The following is a 21,930-nucleotide window of genomic DNA, read 5'->3' as shown; positions in this document are numbered from 1 at the left end:
GCGAGCCACCTGCTATGGACCTCTTCGGAACGGCTGGTATCCGTGGCGACGCCACGACGACGGTGACGCCATCTCTGGCACTTGCCGTGGGTCGGGCCGCCGGTGAAGACGGCGACGAGTTCGTACTGGGGCGAGACGGCCGGGTGACCGGACCAGCGTTGACCGCGGCGATGGAGGCGGGCCTCGAGAGTGCCGGAGCCGACGTGCGGACCCTCGGCGTGGTCCCCACGCCGGCTGTCGCGTACGCCTCGCGAGGACGACGAGGGGTCATGATAACCGCCTCACACAATCCCCCAGAGGATAACGGCATCAAACTCTTCGAGGACGGGGTGGAGTACGACGCGACCGCCGAGCGACGGATCGTCGACCGAGTCGACGCCGATGTCGCCCCGACCGACTGGAACCGGTGGGGGAACAGCGAGTCGGTCGATGTCCTTCCCGCCTACCGTGAGGCCGTCGTCGACTACGCGGTCGAACAGCGCATCGCTCCGTCGCACCCGGCGGCCTCGCAGGGATCGAATCGGCTCGAGACGCCACTCGAGGGCGTCTCCATCGCGGTCGACTGTGGCAACGGAATGGCGAGTCTCGCGACCCCGTTCGTCCTTCGAGCCCTCGGTGGCCGCGTCGTCACGCTCAATTGCTCTGTCGATGGGCACTTCCCCGGGCGCCCGAGCAAGCCGACGCCGGAGACGGTGAGCGACCTTCGGGCTTTCGTCGCAGACGGCGAGTTCGATCTGGGCATCGCCCACGATGGAGATGCCGACCGCATCGTTATCGTGGCGCGGGACGGCGACGTGGTCCACGAGGATACCATCGTCGCCATGCTCGCGGAGCACTACGTTCGGACCGCAACGGCGCCGGACCCAGTGATGGTGACCACTCCGAATGCCTCCGGACGGATCGACGAACGGGTGAAGGCGGCCGGTGGTCGGACAGAGCGGGTCCGGCTCGGGGCGCTTCACGAAGGTATCGAACGGGTTCAGGCCAGTGGTGGAACGGTCGTGTTCGCAGCCGAACCCTGGAAACACATCCATCCGGGCTTCGGAACCTGGATCGACGGTGTGACGAGTGCGGCGGTCGTCTCGACACTTCTGGCGACGGCGGGAGGCCTCGATGCGCTCCGCGAACCGATCACGGAGCGACCGTACCGAAAGATCAGCGTCGACTGTCCCGACGAAGGCAAAGTGGCGGTGATGGATGCGCTCGAGGACTCGCTTCCCGACCAGTTCCCAGCGGCGGCCGTCGACACCGATTACGGCGTCAGACTGGACTTCGACGACGGTTCGTGGGTCCTGGTTCGTCCAAGCGGGACCGAACCCTACATCAGGGTCTACGCGGAGAGCGACGCAGTCGACGACCTCGCCGAGACGGTCCGGTCGCTCGTCGCCGATACCGTCGATTCGGTGGACTAGTTAGCACGGACCGATAGCGGCGATTATCGACGCCTTTATTGGACAAACACGGTGTTTTCGGGACAGACATGTCCGGCTTCGACCGGCGGCAATTTCTCAAACTGACGGGTGGTAGTAGCGTCGTGGCACTCAGCGGACTCGCAGGCTGTTCCGGCGGTCCCTCGGGTGGAGCGGAAACGACTGACAACTCCGACGGTGGCTCTGGCGACGACGAAACGACGACCCAGTCGACCGACGAGGTCGACGCCAATATCGGCATGGTGTACGCCACTGGTGGGCTCGGCGACGGTTCGTTCAACGACCAGGCACAGTCCGGCTTGAAGGACGCGAACGAAGAATGGGACCTCGCGTACGAGGAGGCCCAACCGGAGAACGTCTCCGACTTCGCGAACTACCAGGAACAGTTCGCCCAGTCGACCGATCCGGAATACGACCTCATCTCGACGATCGGGTTCTTGCAGGCCGACGCCCTGTCGGAGACGGCGGCCGATTATCCGGACCAGAAGTTCATGATCGTCGACAGCGTCGTCGAGGAACCGAACGTCAACTCGTACGTCTTCGCCGAGCACGAGGGCTCGTACCTCGCTGGCCAGCTCGTGGCGATGCTCACCTCGACGGAGTTCAGCGCTGGTGCGGCCGAGACAGTCTCCGACGAGAAGACGGTCGGGTTCGTCGGTGGCGTCCAGTCCGACCTGATCGAGAAGTTCGAAGCTGGTTTCCGTGCGGGTGTGGCCGACATCGACGACGAGATATCGATCCAGTCCTCCTACGTGGGTGATTTCAACGACCCGAGCGGGGGGAAGGAGGCGGCACTGACGATGTACGGTGACGGGGCGGACTTCGTCTATCACGCCGCGGGCAACACGGGGACCGGCGTCTTCCAGGCCGCACAGGAAGAAGGCCGCTTCGCAATCGGCGTCGACCGCGATCAGTCGCTGACGAAGGACAGTTACGCCGACGTCATCCTCGCGAGCATGGTCAAACGGGTGGACACGGCCGTCTACAACGCTATCGACGGCGTCGTCGAGGGGACGTTCGAGGGCGGAAACGTCACCCCGCTCGGTCTGCAGGACGAGGGCGTGGCGCTCGTCTACGGAGACGAGATCGGCTCCGACGTTCCCAGCGATGTCGTCGATACCGTCGATTCGGCCCGCCAGGCCATTATCGACGGCGACATTTCCGTCCCGACCAGCCCCGACGACGTCTGAAGCGAACACCTACCAAACGGTCGCCTTTGAAACAATGGACACAGCCGTTCGACTGGCGGGGATCACGAAACGGTTCCACGGTGTGCTGGCCAACGACGACGTCGACCTGACCGTAGCCGAAGGCACGGTTCACGCACTACTCGGCGAGAACGGTGCTGGCAAGACCACGTTGATGAACGTCCTCTACGGTCTGTATCAGCCCACCGAGGGCGAGGTTCACGTCCACGGGTCGCGACGCGACTTCGATTCCCCACGGGACGCCATCGACGCAGGAGTGGGGATGATCCACCAGCACTTCATGTTGGTCGAACCGATGACCGTCACCGAGAACATCGTGCTCGGGAACGAGCCACGGAAGTGGGGCGGCCTTGCTATCGACCGGGACGCCGCGCGGGACGCGGTCGTCGACCTCAGCGATCGATACGGATTCGACGTGGATCCAGACGCCACCATCGCCGACGTGAGCGTCGGTGTGCGCCAGCGCGTCGAGATTCTGAAAGCACTCTACCGCGGGGCCGAGGTCCTCATCCTCGACGAACCGACCGCCGTGTTGACTCCCCAGGAGGTCGAGGACCTCTTCGACGTCATCGACGAACTCACCGACCAGGGAAAGACGGTCATCTTCATCACCCACAAACTCGGCGAGGCGATGACCGCTGCCGACGAGATCACGGTCCTCCGTGATGGGCGGAATGTGGGGACCGTCGATGCAGCCGAGACGGATCGGGAGTCGCTTGCCGAGATGATGGTCGGTCGCGAGGTTCTCCTCGAAGTCGATAAACGGCCAGCTGCGGTGGGTGACGTCGTGCTCGATGTCGATTCGCTGTCCGTCGACGACGAACGTGGCGTCGAGACGGTCTCCGAGGTCTCCTTTTCGATCAAGGAGGGCGAGGTGTTCGGCATCGCCGGGGTCGACGGCAACGGGCAGACCGAACTGGTCGAGGCCATCACCGGGCTTCGGTCCCCGACGGAGGGGTCGATAACGCTGGACGACGCGGTCGTCACCGACCGCCATCGTCGCGAACGGATCGAAGCGGGGATGGCATACATCCCCGAGGACCGGCAATCACGGGGTCTCGTCATGGATTTCGACCTCGTCGAGAACGGCATCCTCGGCAGTCAGCACGCCCCACCGTTCGCGTCGACCGGTCGCATCGACTGGGAGGAGGCCAGCGGCCACGCCACCTACGTGGTAGAGGAGTACGACGTTCGTCCCGGGGACACCGCCGCGGACGCCGTCTCGTTGTCGGGTGGCAACCAGCAGAAGTTCATCGTCGGGCGGGAGTTCGAGCGCGAGCCCCGAATCATGATCGCGACCCACCCGACGCGGGGGGTCGACATTGGCTCGACCGAGTACATCCACGAACGGATCCTCGGCCTTCGGGAACAGGACACGGCCGTGTTGTTGGTCTCGTCAAAACTCGACGAGGTCCAGGGGCTCTCCGACAGACTCGCCGTCATGTACGAAGGCGAACTCATGGCCGTCGTGGATCCGAGTGACGTCTCAGAGGAGGAACTCGGGCTGTTGATGGCCGGCGAATACCCGGACTCGATAGCAGACGCCGACCACCGGGCCACGGTAGATGGGGGCTCGCCATGAGCCTCCGCGACCGACTGGAGGCCGTCCTCGCCCGTCTCGTCCGTGCCTCGGCGACCGAACGAATCCTGATCAGTTCGGCATCGCTGTTGCTCTCGGTGCTGGTGGGGTTCGTCCTCATCCTCATGGCCGGCCGGATGACCAGTTGCGGGACGGCAGCGGTCTCCTACTTCGGCGTCGGATTCTGTTACGACCCGTTCCTCGTCTTCAACAAACTGTTCCTCGGCGCACTCGGTAACCCAATCAATCCGGATTTCAATCCCCTGCAAGGCGAGTTCGGTGCGATCATCCGTCCGGGGTTCGACCTGCTCAACGGGCAACTGGCCACGACGCTCTCAGAGACGACCATCCTCATATTCGCGGGGTTGGCCGTCGCAGTCGCCTTCAGAGCGGGCATCTTCAACATCGGGGCACAGGGACAACTCGTGATGGGGGCACTCGCAACGGCCATCGTCCTCCTCTACGTCGCGCCGTTCGTCTCCGGTGCATTCGGGACCCTCGTGTTGCTCACACTCGGGATCCTCATCGGTGCGACGGCCGGTGGTGCCTTCGCCGCGATTCCGGGCGCCCTGCTCGCGTACGCGGAGGCGAACGAGGTCATCACGACCATCATGTTGAACTTCGTGGCGACTGCCATCGCGCTGTACCTGGCCGCGAACCGATTCAAGGACCCCGAGAGTTTCGCCAATCAGACGGTCGCCCTCCCCGACGTGGCCCTCTTCCCGAACGTGGTCTTCCAGCCCCGGGACGACTTCTCTCTGCTCGCACTCGGCTTCGCTATCGTGCTCGTCTTCGCCATCTGGTACCTCCTCACGCGGACGGCGCTGGGCTACGATATCCGTACCAGTGGCATCCAGCCCACGGCTGCCGAGTACGCGGGGGTCGACGCGGAGCGGACCATCGTGACGAGCATGGTGCTCTCCGGGGCCCTGGCAGGTGTCGGCGGCGCCGTCTACGTGTTGATGGTGCTCGGGAACTTCCAGACGGGTGTCCCGAGTTACGGATTCGACGGCATCACCGTCTCCATCCTCGCGGGGAACAGTCCGCTGGGGGTCGGGTTCGCCGCTTTGCTCTTCGGCGTGTTGAAGAGCGGGTCCATCGTCGTGGACGTCGGCTCCGACGTTCCGCCACAGCTCGTGGGCGTCCTCCGGGGTCTCATCATCCTGTTCGTCGCGATGCCGGAGTTCTTCCGGCTCATCGGCGCCCGCATCCTCCCCGAGAATATCGCCGAACCGGAGCAGGCTGCGCCCGATGGTGGGGAGGTGACCGACGATGAGTGAAGCGGACAGACGCGACGCGACCGGCACACTCACCGATCGACTCCCGGGCCGCCTCGCCGGCATCGGCAATCGGGGGCTGTTCGTCGTTGCCACCCTCCTCGTGCTGGTGGTGATCGGCGTCTTCGGCGCGCTGAATCCCGAATCCACGACCGGTCGTCTCTTCGACATCTTGACTGACAAGAGCACGCTCGCGTCCGCATTGCGTCTCTCTGTCCCCATCGCCTTCGCGGCCCTGGGTGGTATCTTCGCGGAGAAGAGCGGCGTCATCAACATCGGTCTCGAAGGCCTGCTCATCATCGGTGCCTTCGGCGGGGTCTACGCGACCGATATCACCGGGAGCATCTGGATCGGAATGGGGGCAGGCGTGCTCGCGAGTACCATCCTCGCGGCCCTGTTCGCCGTCGTGACGATCGAGTTTCGGGCGGACCAGATCATCGCTGGCCTCGCTATCTGGCTCATCGCGCTCGGTCTCGCGCCGTTCCTCTCCCAGGTCATCTACGGTGGGCCGAACACCGACAGCGTCGAGACCTTCAGCAGTATCACGATTCCCTATCTCTCGGAGATCCCCTTCTTCGGGGCGCTGTTCGACGCCAGTCCCGTCGTCTATCTGATGTTCGCCGCCGTGGGGGCCTCCTGGTACACGCTCTATCGCACTTCCTTCGGCCGCTGGGTCATCGCCAGCGGCGAGAACCCGAAGGCCCTCGACACCGCCGGCGTGAGCGTCCGGAAGGTCAGATATGCCGCCGTGATGCTGTCGGGTGTGCTCTCGGGAATCGGCGGCGCGGCACTCTCGTTGAGCCTCGGCCAGTTCACGGGCAACGGTCCGACGATGGTCAACGGGAAGGGATTCATCGCCATCGTCGCTTACCTGTTCGGGAACTACAACCCGATCGGCGCGATGCTCTCGACGCTCCTGTTCGCCGGTCTGGACGCCGTGCAGTTGACACTCCAGGCTCGCGACGTGCTCGCCATCCCGAAACCGCTCGTGCGGACCATCCCCTATCTGACGGTCATCGTCGTCCTCGCCCTCGTCGGGAAAACCCGCATCCCGAAGGCCGCCGGCGAACACTACGAGTCCGGCGAGGAGTGAGCGGGAGTCGGGAGGTATTTTTCGCCCGCTTTCGTACCGTCGTCCATGCACGAACTCATGGCGGCGGCCCGGGAGGCCACGTCGCAGGCCTACGTCCCCTACTCGGAGTATCCCGTCGGTGCGGCCATCGAGACGGCCGACGGTTCCGTGTTCACGGGGACGAACATGGAGGTCTCGAACTTCTCGAACAGCCTCCACGCCGAGGAGGTGGCACTGGTCAGGGCGCGGATGGCCGGCCACGAGACGTTCTCCCGTATCGCCGTCACCTCCGAGAAACGCGACGGGGTCACTCCCTGTGGGATGTGTCGACAGACGCTGGCCGAGTTCGCCGACCCGGAACTGACCGTGTTCACCGAGGACGACGACGGTGTGACCGAGTACTCGCTGGGCGAGCTTCTCCCACACGCCTTCTCGAACGAACTGCTCGATTGAGTGGCGAAGCTTCTTTGCGGATCGCAGGCGAATTCGAGCCATCGATGCCCGCCACTAGCGAGGACCCCAGCGACGACGTCCAGTACCACCTCGACGTCGGCGCGGACGACGTGGCCGACGCCGTACTGTTACCGGGCAATCCCGAACGCGTCGACCGGATCACGCAGTTCTGGGATGACGCGACAGAACGCGGCTATCACCGCGAGTACCGGACCGTCACCGGAACCTACGAGGACGTCCCGATATCGGTCACCTCGACCGGTATCGGCAGTCCATCCGCCGCCATCGCCGTCGAGGAACTGGCCCGGATCGGTGCTGACACCTTCATCAGAGTCGGATCGAGTGGTGCCATCCAGCCGGGAATGGACGTCGGTGACCTCGTCATTACGAGCGGGGCCGTCCGGCAGGAAGGAACCAGTGCGGAGTACGTCCGGGAGGACTACCCGGCCGTCGCCGACCGTGAGGTCGTCTCCGCACTCGTCGCGGCGGCCGAACGGCTGGACTACGACTACCACGTCGGTCTGACGATGAGCGCCGACAGTTTCTATGCGGGGCAGGGCCGCCCCGGATTCGGCGGGTTCGAGGCGGCGGGAAGCGAGGACCTGATCGATGCTCTCCAGGACGCGAACGTCACGAACGTCGAGATGGAGGCCAGCGCCATTCTCACCCTGGCGAACGTCTACGGGCTCAGAGCGGGTGCCGTCTGTTCTGTCTACGCCAACCGCGTGACCGGGGAGTTCCGCAAAGAGGGCGACGAACGAGCGGCCGAAGTCGCGAGTCTGGCCGTCAACCTGCTGGCGGCGATGGACGAGACGAAACGTGCTGCTGGCGTCGACCACTGGCACGCGGGCCTGACTCTGGACTGAATCAAAGCGAGTTCCAGGCCCGCATCGCCCGTGGCCAGGAGGTCACCGTGGCCAGCCACCGGGCGGCGACGCCCTTTTTCAACACCGACGCGACGGTCCCGCCGACGACGCCGGTGGGCAGCCCGAGGACGTCGATGGCGAACGTCGTCTCGCCCACGGACACGAGCGTCCCCCGATCGGTGAGGGTCCATTCGGTGAGGGGTTCTCCCCGGATCGCTCGCGATACGTTGTCCGCGACGGCAGTTCCGGACTGGATGGCTGCCTGGGCGGTCGGCGGGGCCCGTCCGTTCGGCGTGTCCACCAGCGCCGAGTCTCCGACAGCGAAGATGCTGTCGTCGCTCGTCCGAAAATCACCCGCCGTGAGAAGTCGGTCGTGTTGGCTCTCCACGTTCGTCGCGCCGACCGCTGCCTGACCACTGATACCTCCCGTCCACACGAGAACGTCTGCCGGAATCGGATCCCGTGCATCGAACTGGACCGCCTCGGCGGTGGCTTCGACGATGGGATCGTTCGTCAGGATGCGAACGTCGGCCGCCGACAGCGCGGCCTCGATGGCATCCCGTAATTCGGGGTCGCCATTCGGGAGGATCCGATCGAGTGCCTCGACCAGGATGATCGCTATCGGGGCGTCGCGTTCGTCGCGGTATCGTGCTATCTCGCCGGCCGTCTGGATGCCCGAGAGGCCACCGCCACCCACCACGACCTGTACGGGGTCGTTTCGAGTGGCGCCCGCTATGGCCTCGTCGATAGCGTCGTTGATCGCCAGGGCGTCCTCGAGTGTGGACAAGGGGTAAGCGTGGTCCTCGAGGCCGTCGATGCCGTAGTAGGCTGGTTCGGATCCGATAGCGACGACGAGGTAGTCGTAGTCGACGGTCGTCCCACCGGCGAGACCGACGGTCCGATCGTCCACGTCGACGTTCTCGACGACCCCCTGTATGACGGTGGTATCATCACGAGCGATGGCCTCGAGGGGGACCGTGATGTCGTGGCGAACCAGGGGGTCGCGGACGGCGCGATGGAGCTCGTGACGTACGAGGTGATACACGGTATCGTCGATCCAGGTCACAGAATAGTCGTCAATCGCCCGGTCCTGCAATCGCGTGACGGCCGCGGTTCCAGCGTAGCCTCCACCCAAAACGACGACCGAGTCGGTCATGGCTATCCGTCGGGTCGGCCTCCTTACAACCCCTCCGTTTGGAGGGAGTCGTGCCGGTTAGTGCTCCGGTTCTTCGGCCGGTGCAGTCATGTCGTCAATCTTGAGAATGACGATGTTGTGGGCGTCGTCCTTTCCGTCGACTGACCCCTCGACGACGAGTTTCGAGATGGGGGTCGGTCCGACGGAGACCGAGTCACCCTCGTGGAAATCCCTGACTGAGCCGCGAAGCTGGATTTCGGCACGGCAGAGTTCGGGGTGGTGAACGCTGGAGAGATCGATGTCCTGCACGTTTGCCTCCTCGATGAGTTCCCCGTTGAGGTAGACGTCCACGTTCGCGGGACGGTCCATCTGTTCGATCTCGAGTGCCTCGAAGGCGTTGGTCGTCGGTTTGTATCCGCCCTTCGGGCCCGGGACGCCCTCGACGAGCTGGAGTGCTTTCAGGCTCTGCATCTGGTTGCGGATCGTTCCCGGATTCCGGTCTACTTCCTCGGCGATGTCCTCGCCCTTGACGGCAGATTCGCGCTGGGTGTAGAGGTCGACGAGTGCCCGGAGAATGGTTTTTTGGCTGGCCGTTAATTCGATTGACGACATATCTCGAATAGAGGTTCCTCCCGCAGATAAAACCCCCGACTGACGGGCTCAGATGGGCGCGACGAGCCCTGTAGGCCGAACCTGCCGCTATTCGAAGCGGTTATCATACCGTCGGGCAGAAGGCCACATATGAATGGACAACGGGTTCTCGTCACCGGCGGCGCCGGATTCATCGGGTCGAATCTCGCCAATACACTCGCCACCGAGAACGAGGTAATCGTTGTCGACGACCTGTTCCTCGGCACCGAAGAGAACCTCGACGACGCCGTCGAGTTTCACGAGCGAAGCGTTTTGGAAGCGGATCTCCCGGCGGACGTGGACGTCCTCTTTCACCTCGCCGCGCTCTCGTCGATGGCGATGCACGAAGACGATCCCCAGCGGGGCGCTCGGGTGAACGTCGAGGGATTCGTCAACGCCGTCGAGCAGTTCCGCCGCCATGGCGGCGACACCGTGGTCTACGCGACGACGTCGTCCATCTACGGGGACCGGACGGAACCGTCCCCGGAGTCGATGGACGTCGACGCCCGAACCGGCTACGAGGCGTCGAAACTCGCCCGCGAGCGCTACGCGGAGTACTACGCCAACTACTACGACATGTCGATGGCCGGGCTGCGCTATTTTTCGGTCTACCAGGGGTACAACGGGGCAGAAGAACACAAAGGGGAGTACGCCAACATCATCGCGCAGTTCGCCGACGACGTCGCGAACGGTCGCTCGCCCGAGATCTACGGCGACGGCACCCAGACACGGGATTTCACCCACGTCGAGGACGTCGTCGAGGCGACCATCCAGGCGGCCGAGCACGAACTGACCGGCATCTACAACGTCGGGACGGGCGAGCAGTACGACTTCGAGACGGTCGTCGAGATGATCAACGACGAACTGGGAACGGCGGTCGAGCCGACCTACGTCGAGAATCCCATCCCCGAGGACGTCTACGTCCACGACACCATGGCTGACGCCACGAAGATCGAGGGCGCGACCGGTTGGTCGCCGTCCATCTCCTTCGAGGAGGGCATCCGGCGGGTCTGTGCCCCCTACCAGTAAGGCCCTCCTTCTGCAGTCGGTCGAGACACGAAGCGATTTCACGATCCATCCGTTAGGGTCGCCCATGACGAATGCCGTCCGAATCATCGGAGCGCCGACCGATTACGGCGCGAATCGACGAGGTGTGGATATGGGTCCGTCGGCCATCAGATACGCCGGCCTCGACCGGCAGATAAGGGCGGCCGGAGCGGCCTGTGCGGATATCGGCGACGTTCGTGCACCGCTGATGGAGGAACGAGAGAACGGCTCGGACGTGAACGCCAGACACATCGACGCCGTCAGGGAGGTGAACGTCCGTCTGGCCGACGACGTCGCGGCAGCTATCGAGGACGGCGAGGTGCCGCTGGTCCTCGGTGGCGACCACTCCGTCGCCATCGGGTCGATGGCCGGGTCGGCCCGGACCGACCCTACCGGCGTCGTGTGGTTCGACGCTCACGGCGACTTCAACACGCCCTCGACGTCGCCGAGTGGTAACGTCCACGGTATGCCGCTGGCGGCCGCTCTGGGCCTCGACGAGTTCGCGGAGATGGACTGGGCCACCGCAGCGGGGCTCAGCGAGGAGAACGTGGCACTCGTCGGCCTCCGCGACCTGGACGAGAGCGAACGGGCAGCTATCCGGGCGAGCGACGTCACGGCCTACACGATGTCGGACATCGACGAACGCGGGCTCACCACCGTCGTGGAGGACGCCCTCGCGGTCGCCGCAGACGGTGTCGAGGGGATCCACGTCAGTCTCGACCTGGACTGGCTCGACCCCAACGAAGCGCCGGGCGTCGGGACCCCGGTTCGGGGTGGCGTCACCTATCGCGAGGCCCACGCCGCGATGGAACTGCTCGCCGATCTCGACCGCCGGTACGACGTCTTGCGATCGCTGGAACTCGTGGAGGTCAATCCGATCCTGGACGAACGCAACCAGACGGCGGAGATGGCCGCGGAACTCGCGGCCAGCGCTCTCGGCAAGCGGATCCTCTGAGTCGAGTGGTCGTGTCACCTCCGCGCCGTCGTATCAACGTCCGAGGAAAAGTCGAAACACCATTGTTTGCGGACCCACTGTTCACACTATGGCATCTGATGGACCGACACGCGTCGAAGACGTAATGTCGACACCACTGGAGATGATCGCTCCCGACGAATCCGTACAGACCGCAGCAGAGGTCATGCGCGAACACGACATCGCCGCCCTCGTGGTGACGGCGAGCCGCCACGGGATCATCACGAGTACTGACATCATCGCCGCCGTCGCCGACGGGAAGGACCTGACGGAACTCACGGTCGAGGACGTGATGACCAAGGAAGTCGAGACGGTCACGCCCGACCTCTACATGGAGGAAGTCGCCGCAATGTTGACGACGTACGGCATCAAACACCTCCCCGTGGTGGACGACGACTTCGTCGGCATGGTCTCCTCCAGCGACGTCGCCGCCCATCTCTCGTAGAACGAATCGACTGTAGACCGTCTACGCTTCTGGCTCCGGGAAGACGGAGATCCCCGCTAGCCTGTCGCCCGTCTCGATGTCCATCACGTGGACGCCCTTCGTATTCCGGCCGACCGAGGATATCTCGGCGACCGGGATGCGGGTCAACTGCCCGCCTTCGCTCATCGCGATGACGTGATCGCTGTCCTCGACCGCCTCGATCGCCGCGACGCGCCCGTTGCGCTCCGCCGTCTTGATATCGACCAGTCCTTTCCCGTTGCGCGACTGGGGACGATATTCCGAGAGCGGCGTCCGCTTGCCGTACCCCCGTCTCGTCACGGTCAACAGGTTGCGATCGTCTGTCTCTCTGATCGCGCTGACGCCGGCGACCCGGTCACCCTCTTCGAGTTTGATGCCGCGGACGCCTCGGGCATTCCGACCCATCGACCGGACGTCGGTCTCGTCGAAGCGGATGGCCATCCCGGTCTCGGTCCCGAGGACGATGTCGGAGGCGCCGTTCGTTACCTCGACGTCGACGAGTTCGTCCGCGTCTTCGAGGGAGATGGCGATGATGCCGGTCGAGAGGATGTTCTCGAAGTTCTCCACGCCCGTTCGCTTGACGTAGCCGTCGCGGGTCGCCATGGTGAGGTACTCGCCGTCCTCGAAGTCGTCGGTCGCGACGACCGCGTTGATCTCCTCTTCGTCGTCCAGATTCAGGAGATTTACCGCCGAGGTCCCCCGGGCCGTCCGGGACATCTCCGGTATCTGGTAAACCTTCAGTCGATAGACCTGTCCCTGGTCTGTGAAACACAGCAGGTCGTCGTGGGTTTGCGCGGTGAACACCGTCGCGATGCGATCGCCCTCCTTGAGATCGGCGCCGATGATACCCTTGCCCCCGCGATGCTGCGAGGAGAACGTCTCGACGGGCACTCGCTTGATGTAGTCGTGTTCGGAGAGGGTGACGACGACCTCCTCGTTCGGGATGAGGTCCTCGTCGGTGACCTCTCCCATGTCCTCGACGATGGAGGTGCGACGGTCGTCCGCGTACTCCGCCCTGATCTCCCGCAGTTCTTCTTTGATGACGCCCAGCAGCTCGGATTCGTTCGCGAGGATGGTTTCCAGGCGTTCGATGGTGGCTTGCACCTCTTCGTACTCGGCTTCGATCTCGGCGGCCTCGAGGGAGGTGAGACTGCCCAGTTGCATCCGGACGATATGTTCGGCCTGCATCTGGGTGAACTCGAAGGTCTCCCGCAGCGCGTCTTTCGCCGCATCGCGGTCCTCGGAGTTACGGATGGTCTCGACGACCTCCTCGATGTGGTCGAGGGCGAGCAATCGACCCTTGAGGATGTGTTCGCGCTCTTCGGCCTCGGCGAGTTCGTACTCGGAGCGTCGGCGGACGACCTCCTTGCGGTGCTCGAGGTACTCCTCCAGCATCTCCTTCAGGGAGAGGACCCGCGGTTCGCCATCCACCAGCGCAAGGTTGATCACGCCAAAGGTCTGTTCCAGGACGCTCTCGAGCAGACGATTCTCGACGACGTCCGTGTTCGCGCCGCGCTTGAGTTCGACGACGACCCGGATGCCGTCGCGGTCGGACTCGTCCCGGAGGTCCCGGATGCCCTCGAGGGTGCCCTCGTTGGCCATCTCGGCGATGCGTTCGACGAGTTTCGATTTGTTCTGCTGGTAGGGCAACTCGTCGAGGATGATGCGGTCGCTGCCCGAGTCAGTCTGCTCGACGTGGTAGTCCGCGCGAACGGTCAGTCGGGCCCGGCCGGTCTGATAGGCCTTCCTGATCGAGTTTCGTCCCACGATGGTCGCTCCGGTCGGGAAGTCCGGTCCCTCGACGTACTCCATCAGATCCGGGATGGTACACGCCGGGTCCTCGATGAGGTGGATGGTCGCGTCGATGATCTCGCCGAGGTTGTGTGGCGGGACGTTCGTACTCATCCCGACGGCGATGCCCGACGACCCGTTGACCAGCAGGTTGGGGAACGCTGCCGGGAGGACCGTCGGCTCCTGCAGGCGGTCGTCGTAGTTGGCCTGGAAGTCGACGGTGTCCTTCTCGATGTCCGAGAGGAGTTCCTCGGCGATGGGAGCCATCCTTGCTTCCGTGTATCGCATGGCCGCCGCGGGGTCGCCGTCGACCGACCCGAAGTTCCCCTGGCCGTCGACGAGCGGGTGGCGCATCGAGAAGTCCTGGGCCATTCGCACGAGCGTGTCGTAGATGGCCGAGTCGCCGTGCGGGTGGAAGTTACCCATCGTCTCGCCCACGATGGACGAGGACTTGCGGTGGCCGGACCCACTCGAGATGCCCGCCTCGTGCATCGCGTAGAGGATGCGCCGGTGGACCGGTTTGAGTCCGTCGCGGACGTCGGGGAGCGCCCGACCCGCGATGACCGACATCGCGTAGTCGATGTAGGACTGCTCCATCTCGTCCTCGACGCGAACGTTCTCGATGCGGTCGGCGACGTCGTCCGGCATCTCCGGTTCCGAACTCATATGTCGACCCACTCCGCTTCCGAGGCGTGTTCCTGAATGAATCGTTTCCGCGGTTCGACCGCGTCACCCATCAGCACCGAGAACATCCGGTCGGCCGCCGCGGCGTCCTCGATGTTGATCTTCTTGAGGATGCGGTTTTCCGGGTTCATGGCGGAGGTCCAGAGCTGTTCGGGGTTCATCTCGCCGAGGCCCTTGAACCGCTGGACCTGGGTCGGGTTCCCGTCGCAGACCTCATCGACGATCTCGTCACGCTCTGCGTCGGTCATTGCGTCGTAGGTCTCTCCCCGATACCGGATCCGATAGAGGGGCGGTTTGATGGCGTAGACGTGGCCACCCTCGAGGAGGGGGCGCATGTGGCGGTAGAAGAACGTCAACAGGAGCGTCCGGATGTGCGCGCCGTCGACGTCGGCGTCCGTGGCTAAGATGATCTTGTCGTACCGGAGGCCGTCGATGTCGAACTCCTCCCCGACACCGGTACCGATGGCCCGGATCATCGCTCGAATCTCCTCGTTCTGGAGGATACGGTCCAGGCGATGTTTCTCGACGTTCAGGATCTTCCCGCGGATGGGCAGGACGGCCTGGAACTCGCGGTTGCGTGCCTGTTTGGCACTTCCGCCAGCGCTGTCCCCTTCCACGATGAACAATTCCGCGTCTGCCGGGCTCTTCGTTTGACAATCGGCCAGTTTCCCGGGCAGGGCCGTCGACTCGAGGGCGTTCTTCCGGCGGGTCAGTTCCTCCGCCTCCTTGGCGGCCTTGCGGGCCTTCGCCGCCTCGACGGCCTTCGAGATGACGGCACTGGCCGTGTCGGGATTCTCCTCGAAGTACGTCCCGAGACCCTGGTGGAGCGCCGATTCGACGACGCCGCGGACCTCGGAGTTCCCGAGTTTCGTCTTCGTCTGTCCCTCGAACTGCGGGTCGGGGTGTTTGATAGAGATGACGGCCGTGAGGCCCTCGCGGATGTCCTCGCCCTTGAGGTTCTCGCCGTCGAGTTCGCCGAGCATCCCGTGGTCGTTGGCGTAGTCGTTGACGACGCGAGTCAGTGCCGTCTTGAATCCGGTGAGGTGTGTCCCGCCTTCGCGCGTGTTGATGTTGTTGGCGAAGGCGTGTGTGGAGGACTGGAGATCGCCGGTCGCCTGGAGGGCGATCTCTACCTGGATGCCGTCCTGTTCGTCGTCGATGTAGACGATGTCCTCGTGCAGGGGCGACCGCGAATCGTTGAGGTACTCGACGAATTCACGGATGCCGCCGTCGTACCGGAACGTGACCTCCTCGCCGTTCTCGGCGTCGCGCTCGTCCCGGAGCGTGATCTCGACGCCAGAGTTGAGAAAGGCCAGTTCGCGGAGCCGGGTCGAGAGCGTCCCGAAGTCGAATTCGTCGGTCTCGAAGATGTCACTGTCTGGACGGAACCGGATCGTCGTCCCCGTCTCGTCGTCTGGCACCTCGCCGACCTCCTCGAGGCCCGTGACGGGCTCCCCACGCTCGAAGCGCTGCTGGTACTTGGTCCCGTTCCGTTCGACTTCGACGGCCAACCGCTCGGAGAGTGCGTTGACGACGGAGACGCCGACACCGTGGAGCCCACCGGAGACCTGGTAGGACTTGTTGTCGAATTTCCCCCCTGCGTGCAGGACCGTCAGGATGACCTCGACAGCCGGGCGGTCGTACTCCTCGTGGGTATCTACCGGGATGCCACGACCGTCGTCGGTGACGCTCACCGAACCGTCGTCGTGCAAGACCACCTCGATAGACGAACAGTGTCCGGCCAGCGCCTCGTCGATGGAGTTGTCCACGACCTCGTAGACCAGGTGGTGGAGCCCTCTCCCGTCGGTCGACCCGATGTACATCGCGGGTCGCTTTCGGACCGCTTCGAGGCCTTCCAGCACCTGGATCTGGCCGGCACCGTATTCGGGTTCCTCTACCATGAATGAGCTACTAATCCGTAGGTGGCTATTACTTAAAAAAGATTCGTACGCGCGCGCGACGGTCAGAACCGCCCTCCCGCCTGCTTTCACTTTCACCGTGCTACCGGGAGTCTTTTAGTCGGGACTGCGGTAGAGCCGGTATCGAATGACGTCCTTCCAGTCGACGATTGGCGAGGAGGACATCGCCGAGGAGCTGGCAGCGGGCCAGCGCGAGATCTCCATCGCCGAATTCTTCGAGAAGAACAAGCACATGCTGGGCTTCGACAGCGGTGCCAGGGGCCTGGTCACGGCCGTCAAGGAGGCCGTGGACAACGCCCTGGACGCTGCCGAAGAGGCCGGCCACCTTCCCGATATCTACGTCGAGATCCAGGAGGCGGGGGAGTACTATCGGCTCATCGTCGAGGACAACGGGCCGGGGATCACCGAGGCGGAGGTGCCCAAGGTCTTCGGCAAACTGCTCTACGGCTCCCGATTCCACAAGCGCGAGCAGTCGTTGACGCCAGATCAGGAACTTCTCGTCCGTCGAAACGGCGTCGTGGAGACTGTTCCCATTGGCGTACTGTGCGACGCATTCCTGCCGAATGAGGGGGCTGGCAAAGCACCGCTCCAAGCCGATATCGAGGTTCCCTCGTTCAACAGGGAAACACTCGAAATGTCCTGGCAGCCGGTCACCCACGCGATCCGTCACGAGACCGATGAGAGAACGTTCGAAATCACTACTGAGAAGGGCCGAACCGTCGAGGTGACGGGTAATCATAGCCTCTTTACGCTCAGGAGTGATGGATCGGTCGAACACGTAGCGGCCGGTGAGTTGTCACCCGGTGACGTCGTTCTTTCGCCGCAGTCGCTGCCGACCGCGACCGACCCGGTCGAGTCGGTAAATCTCCTCGAGCATCTTAGTCCCGAGCAACTCGAGGACCGACGGCTCTACGTCTATGGCTTCGACGAGGACCAACTAGGGGAGCTCCAGACCGGTGAGAAGATTCGGAAAAAACCGTCTTCGGACAGCGATCGCAAGCGCACATACTATCGCTACGAAGGCGTCAACATCCTCAAAGATAGCCTCGAAACCAACTACCTGGAAAAAGGCTATCTACCCGCCTCGACCGTCATCGAACTCGGGTGGGAAGATGTCGCCGCGGACGGGACCCTGAAAACGTATCGCGTCGGCGGTGATGAGACCACGATACCTGTAACCATTCCGCTCACGGACTCGTTCATGCGCCTTCTGGGATACTACGTTGCGGAGGGGCATGCCGGTCCCCGTCAGGTCGGATTTACGTTCGGGTCCCACGAAGACGACCTTATCGCGGCGACCGAGTCCGCGGCGGGAGAACTGGGGTGTGAGACGACGACTGTCGCCCGAAAGCGCAATTCGACGCGCGTCAAGGCGTTCGGATCGCCAATCGCCATGTTCCTCAAGAACGTCTGTGGGGCGGGTGCTGAGGAAAAGCGCGTTCCGTCGTTTGTCTTCGACGCGCCGTCAGACGCGCAGCGACAATTCCTTACGACCGTCTATCAGGGGGACGGGTCGGACGCGCATCCGAGTAACGAACTCTCGCATACGACGGTCAGCCAGAGACTCGCGCAGGAACTCTCCATCCTCTGGAACATGCAGGGAGTCCTCGCGAGTACGGAACGCCAGGAACACAATGGCGGCTTTGCCGATGATGGTTCGACGGTCTATCGGACGAAAGTGTACGGGGACGATCTGAATGTCCTCGACTCGTATGGTGAACGGCAACCATCGGGGGTGCAGGGCTACAAGCGCATTCCGGTGTCCCTCCTCGACGACGTTCGTGTCGACGCTGTAGATGCGACGACGGTCTCAGATACTATCCCCGGACTCCTCTATGGGGCCGGTGTCGGTTCATCCCCCGAATTCGCAGCCGAGTACCAGCGAGTCATCGAGACCGCCTTGGATGAGGGGAGAGCTGACGTCCCACGGTATTCTTACAATCTCGTAGAGAAGGGACTGTTAAACGAAAACCTGGAGCCCACAGCGGCTCTTCGGGACCTCTATTCTACAATCCGGGATCTGCAGGGGATCTCCGAGTCGGACATGAGCCTGCTTCCCGTGACCGACGTGACGGAGACTGATCCACCAGAGTACGTCTACGACATCTCCGTGCCAGGAGCGACGGGTAGAGACGAGAACTTCGTCGTCGTCAACGAAGGTGCACTGGCCGTGAAGAACAGTCGCGGCCAGCAGGGCATCGGCATCTCCGCGGCCGTCCTCTACTCCCAGTTGACCAGCGGGAAACCGGCGAAGATCACGAGTCGAACCCAGGGGCAATCCGAGGCGCGGTACTTCGAGTTAGTCATCGACACGGATACGAACGAACCCGAGATCCGGAAACAGGAGACCACCACCTGGGATCGTGGACACGGCACGCGCATCGAACTCGAGATGGAAGCCAACATGCGGGCCCGCTCACAACTCCACGACTACATCCGCCACACCGCGGTGGTCAACCCGCACGCCCGCATCGAACTCCGGGAGCCGGACGCCCACCTCAAGTCCGAACGCGTCGAGAACGCGGAACTCCCCACGGAGACCGAGGAAATCCGTCCGCACCCCCATGGCGTCGAACTCGGCACCCTCATCAAGATGCTCCAGGGGACCGATTCGCACTCCGCACGGGGGTTCCTCCAGGAGGAGTTCACCCGCGTAGGCCGCAAGACCGCCGACGATATCCTGGCCGAGTTCCGCGACCGACACTTCGGTCGCGAACTTCGCTGGCCGGTCCCCAGGGATCACGAGGACGTCGACCTTCGACGGGAGGTCGTTGCCGCGATCTCCAACAAGCGGACCCAGGACAAACGGTCGTTTGCGGAGCGACTCGACCACGTTCTCGAGAAGCGCTCGCCCCTCGGCCACGACGAACTCGTCCAGGCGGTCGCGGACGTCGCCGAGAACGTCGGCGAGGAGACGGGGACGACCTTCGGGACGACGGTCCAGGAGAACGTCGTCGAGGCCGTCTGGAGCGTATTGACTGCCGATCGCGTCTCGGCGCTGTACAAACACGTCGACGCGGCGACGACCAGCCAGAAAGACGATGCGACCGTCCACGGCCTGGCCGAACGCATTGCCAGCAGACTCGACGACTCCCCGAACGACCGACTCACGCGGTCGGATCTCGCCGACGTGGTCGACCGCGCCGCGGAGATGACCGTCGAGATGGACGACGCCAACGTGGGCGAGACGGCCCGCGAGAACGTCATCGAACGCCTCTGGACTTCGATGGCGCGCATCGACGGCGAGGTCCCGAAGACCAGGCAACTCGGCGCGGAACGCGACCTGGCGGGAATGCTCCTCGACGCGATGAACGCGGTCAACGTGATGGCGCCGCCGACGAGTTGTCTCTCGCCCATCACCGCCGAACTCGTCGAGGCGGGCCTCCGCAAGGAGGTCGACGCCGAGTTCTACGCCGCCTCGACGAGGGACGCCTCGGTCCACGGCGGCGACCCGTTCATCGTCGAGGCCGGTATCGCCTACGGCGGTGACCTCCTCGACGAGGGGAGCGCCGATCTCATGCGCTTTGCAAACCGCGTCCCGCTCGTCTACCAGCGCGGGGCGTGTGCGACGACGGACGTGGTGAAGGGAATCGGCTGGCGCAACTACGGGCTCGAACAGCCAGGGGGCTCGGGCCTCCCGAACGGCCCCGTCGTGATCATGATCCACGTCGCCTCGACGAACGTCCCGTTCACGAGCGAATCCAAAGACGCGCTCGCGAACGTCCCCGAAATCGAAGACGAAATCGAACTGGCCGTCCGGGAGGCCGCCCGCGAGTTGAAATCGTATCTCAACAAGCGCCGGTCGATGGAGAAGCGACGCAAGAAGCAGACGGTCATCGCCGACATTCTCCCGAAGATGGCGGCGAAGGTCGCGGAGATGACGGGCCAGCCACCACTCGAGGTGAACGACTCCATGGCGCGCATCATGAACAACGTCCTCGTGGAACGCGACGTCGAGGACGAGACCGTCCGCGTCGTGGTGGAGAACAACGACTCGACGAACGCGGATCTGGAGATCACCGACATCGTCTCGGTGGAACCGACGGACGTCGTCGTCGACCCCGAGGACCCCGGGGCGAACGTCGTCGAGATGGACGGCGAGTACTTCCTCAAGTGGAATCCGACCGTCGGTAGCGGCGAGGAGGCCACACTCGAGTACCAGGTCGACGGCGACGCCACCTACGATCTCTCGGTGCAGGGCGTCGAGGACGCGAAACTCACGGTGAACCAATGAGCGACGACGCACAATCTCGACTCATCGATCTCGCGGCGCAGTTCTACGACCAGTTCGCCCTCGGCGACGTCCCCTCGATGGAGGTCCCCACGCGCTCGAAGTCCAACATCGAGTACGACGAGGACAGCAACGTCTGGGTCTACGGGGACCGCACGAGCACCCGCAGTGCGAACACGGTTAGCGGCGCCCGGAAACTCCTCAAGGCCGTCTACACCATCGAGTTCCTCGCCAAGCAACTCGACGAGGGCCGCTCCTCGACCCTGCGGGAGTTGTACTACCTCTCGGAGTCCTGGGACGAGGACGAAGCGAAGTTCTCCGATCAGAGCCAGTCGGACAAACTCATCGAGGACCTCGAGATCGTCTCGGGGGTCAAACGCGAGGACTTCCACATGCGGCCCGAGGAGTCCGGCGCTACCCTGATGGGTCCATTGCACCTTCGCGAGCAGACGCGACGAGGTGAACGGGAGATCCACTGCCAGCTCGACGTCGGCGAGGGCGGCTATCAGATCCCCAATAACCCGGACACCATCGACTTTCTCGATCACGACGCCGACTTCGTCCTGGCTGTCGAGACCGGTGGTATGCGCGACCGGCTCGTCGAGAACGGCTTCGACGACGAGTACAACGCCATCCTCGTCCACCTGAAGGGACAGCCAGCTCGGGCGACCCGCCGCATCACCAAGCGACTCCACGACGAACTCGACTTGCCGGTCACGGTCTTCACAGACGGTGACCCCTGGTCGTATCGCATCTACGGGTCGGTGGCGTACGGGTCCATCAAGAGCGCCCACCTCTCCGAATATCTGGCGACCCCCCAGGCGGAGTTCATCGGCATCCGCCCGGAGGACATCGTCGAGTACGACCTCCCGACCGACCCGCTCTCGGATTCGGACGTCAACGCCCTGGAGAGCGAACTGGAGGATCCCCGGTTCCAGACGGACTACTGGGAAGAACAGATCGAGATCCAACTCGACATCGACAAGAAGGCAGAACAGCAGGCACTGGCCTCCCGCGGTCTCGACTTCGTGACGGACACGTACCTGCCGGAGCGACTGGACGAGATGGGCGTCCTCTAGAACCCACTTTTTGCTGTGGGCCGCGCGGAGCGCGGCCCTGGCAAAAACTTGGGAAGGGCGAGTAAATTATATACGTAATATATACCATACATT

Annotated in this window: 16 protein-coding genes; 12 read left to right on the top strand and 4 right to left on the bottom strand. The window is 63.8% G+C overall.

Annotation, left to right across the window (positions count from 1 at the left end; translation table 11 throughout):
• The first annotated feature begins 14 nt into the window (after positions 1–14).
• The 7 genes from HSRCO_RS09600 (at position 15) to HSRCO_RS09570 (ending at position 7,885) form a co-directional block, all read left to right on the top strand.
• The gene (locus HSRCO_RS09600) at positions 15–1,412 is read left to right on the top strand and encodes a phosphomannomutase (protein ID WP_259517431.1); all 1,398 of its coding nucleotides are present in this window, start codon (positions 15–17) and stop codon (positions 1,410–1,412) included.
• A 68-nt stretch (positions 1,413–1,480) separates the two neighbouring features.
• Positions 1,481–2,620, top strand: coding sequence for a BMP family protein (locus HSRCO_RS09595; RefSeq protein ID WP_259517430.1), 1,140 nt, complete (start codon positions 1,481–1,483; stop codon positions 2,618–2,620).
• A gap of 34 nt (positions 2,621–2,654) precedes the next feature.
• Positions 2,655–4,220 carry an ABC transporter ATP-binding protein gene (locus HSRCO_RS09590; RefSeq protein WP_259517429.1) on the top strand — a complete coding sequence of 522 codons (1,566 nt, stop codon included), beginning with the start codon at positions 2,655–2,657 and terminating at the stop codon, positions 4,218–4,220.
• Positions 4,217–5,497 (top strand): ABC transporter permease, encoded by a 1,281-nt coding sequence (locus HSRCO_RS09585; protein WP_259517428.1) that lies wholly within the window; start codon positions 4,217–4,219, stop codon positions 5,495–5,497. Before HSRCO_RS09590 ends, HSRCO_RS09585 begins: the two co-directional genes overlap by 4 nt.
• Positions 5,490–6,587: an ABC transporter permease gene (locus tag HSRCO_RS09580; RefSeq protein ID WP_259517427.1), complete on the top strand. Its 1,098-nt coding sequence runs from the start codon at positions 5,490–5,492 to the stop codon at positions 6,585–6,587. The genes HSRCO_RS09585 and HSRCO_RS09580 overlap by 8 nt, the downstream gene beginning before the upstream one ends.
• A gap of 45 nt (positions 6,588–6,632) precedes the next feature.
• On the top strand, positions 6,633–7,019 hold the full coding sequence (gene cdd / locus HSRCO_RS09575; protein WP_259517426.1) for a cytidine deaminase: 387 nt from the start codon (positions 6,633–6,635) through the stop codon (positions 7,017–7,019).
• Positions 7,020–7,063: 44 nt separating this feature from the next.
• Complete coding sequence (locus HSRCO_RS09570) at positions 7,064–7,885, top strand: nucleoside phosphorylase (protein WP_259517425.1); 822 nt, start codon at positions 7,064–7,066, stop codon at positions 7,883–7,885.
• A gap of 1 nt (position 7,886) precedes the next feature.
• On the opposite strand, the gene HSRCO_RS09565 is transcribed toward HSRCO_RS09570, so the two are convergent.
• Together HSRCO_RS09565 and HSRCO_RS09560 are read right to left on the bottom strand one after the other, a co-directional pair.
• Positions 7,887–9,041 (bottom strand): NAD(P)/FAD-dependent oxidoreductase, encoded by a 1,155-nt coding sequence (locus tag HSRCO_RS09565; protein ID WP_259517424.1) that lies wholly within the window; start codon positions 9,039–9,041, stop codon positions 7,887–7,889.
• A 57-nt stretch (positions 9,042–9,098) separates the two neighbouring features.
• Entirely contained in the window at positions 9,099–9,632 is a 534-nt protein-coding gene (locus tag HSRCO_RS09560; RefSeq protein WP_259517423.1) for an Rrf2 family transcriptional regulator, read from the bottom strand.
• Between the two features lie 129 nt (positions 9,633–9,761).
• On the opposite strand from HSRCO_RS09560, the gene HSRCO_RS09555 reads away from it, so the two are divergent.
• The 3 genes from HSRCO_RS09555 (at position 9,762) to HSRCO_RS09545 (ending at position 12,115) form a co-directional block, all read left to right on the top strand.
• The gene (locus HSRCO_RS09555; RefSeq protein ID WP_259517422.1) at positions 9,762–10,679 is read left to right on the top strand and encodes an NAD-dependent epimerase/dehydratase family protein; all 918 of its coding nucleotides are present in this window, start codon (positions 9,762–9,764) and stop codon (positions 10,677–10,679) included.
• Positions 10,680–10,743: 64 nt separating this feature from the next.
• On the top strand, positions 10,744–11,652 hold the full coding sequence (rocF, locus tag HSRCO_RS09550; RefSeq protein WP_259517421.1) for an arginase: 909 nt from the start codon (positions 10,744–10,746) through the stop codon (positions 11,650–11,652).
• A gap of 88 nt (positions 11,653–11,740) precedes the next feature.
• Entirely contained in the window at positions 11,741–12,115 is a 375-nt protein-coding gene (locus HSRCO_RS09545; protein WP_259517420.1) for a cyclic nucleotide-binding/CBS domain-containing protein, read from the top strand.
• A gap of 21 nt (positions 12,116–12,136) precedes the next feature.
• On the opposite strand, the gene gyrA is transcribed toward HSRCO_RS09545, so the two are convergent.
• Both gyrA and gyrB read right to left on the bottom strand, forming a co-directional pair.
• Positions 12,137–14,590, bottom strand: a complete 2,454-nt coding sequence (gene gyrA / locus HSRCO_RS09540; RefSeq protein ID WP_310795431.1) for a DNA gyrase subunit A — start codon at positions 14,588–14,590, stop codon at positions 12,137–12,139.
• Positions 14,587–16,509 carry a DNA topoisomerase (ATP-hydrolyzing) subunit B gene (gene gyrB / locus HSRCO_RS09535; RefSeq protein ID WP_259517419.1) on the bottom strand — a complete coding sequence of 641 codons (1,923 nt, stop codon included), beginning with the start codon at positions 16,507–16,509 and terminating at the stop codon, positions 14,587–14,589. Before gyrB ends, gyrA begins: the two co-directional genes overlap by 4 nt.
• A 145-nt stretch (positions 16,510–16,654) precedes the next feature.
• Here gyrB and HSRCO_RS09530 point away from each other — a divergent pair, with 145 nt between their 5' ends.
• Positions 16,655–20,761 carry an ATP-binding protein gene (locus HSRCO_RS09530; RefSeq protein ID WP_259517418.1) on the top strand — a complete coding sequence of 1,369 codons (4,107 nt, stop codon included), beginning with the start codon at positions 16,655–16,657 and terminating at the stop codon, positions 20,759–20,761.
• Positions 20,758–21,837 (top strand): DNA topoisomerase IV subunit A, encoded by a 1,080-nt coding sequence (locus HSRCO_RS09525; protein ID WP_259517417.1) that lies wholly within the window; start codon positions 20,758–20,760, stop codon positions 21,835–21,837. Before HSRCO_RS09530 ends, HSRCO_RS09525 begins: the two co-directional genes overlap by 4 nt.
• Positions 21,838–21,930: the final 93 nt, after the last annotated feature.

The sequence above is a fragment of the Halanaeroarchaeum sp. HSR-CO genome (assembly GCF_024972755.1).
Taxonomy (GTDB): Archaea; Halobacteriota; Halobacteria; order Halobacteriales; family Halobacteriaceae; genus Halanaeroarchaeum.
Note: the sequence above shows the minus strand (reverse complement) of the source record. Positions and strands in the feature narration are given on the sequence as shown.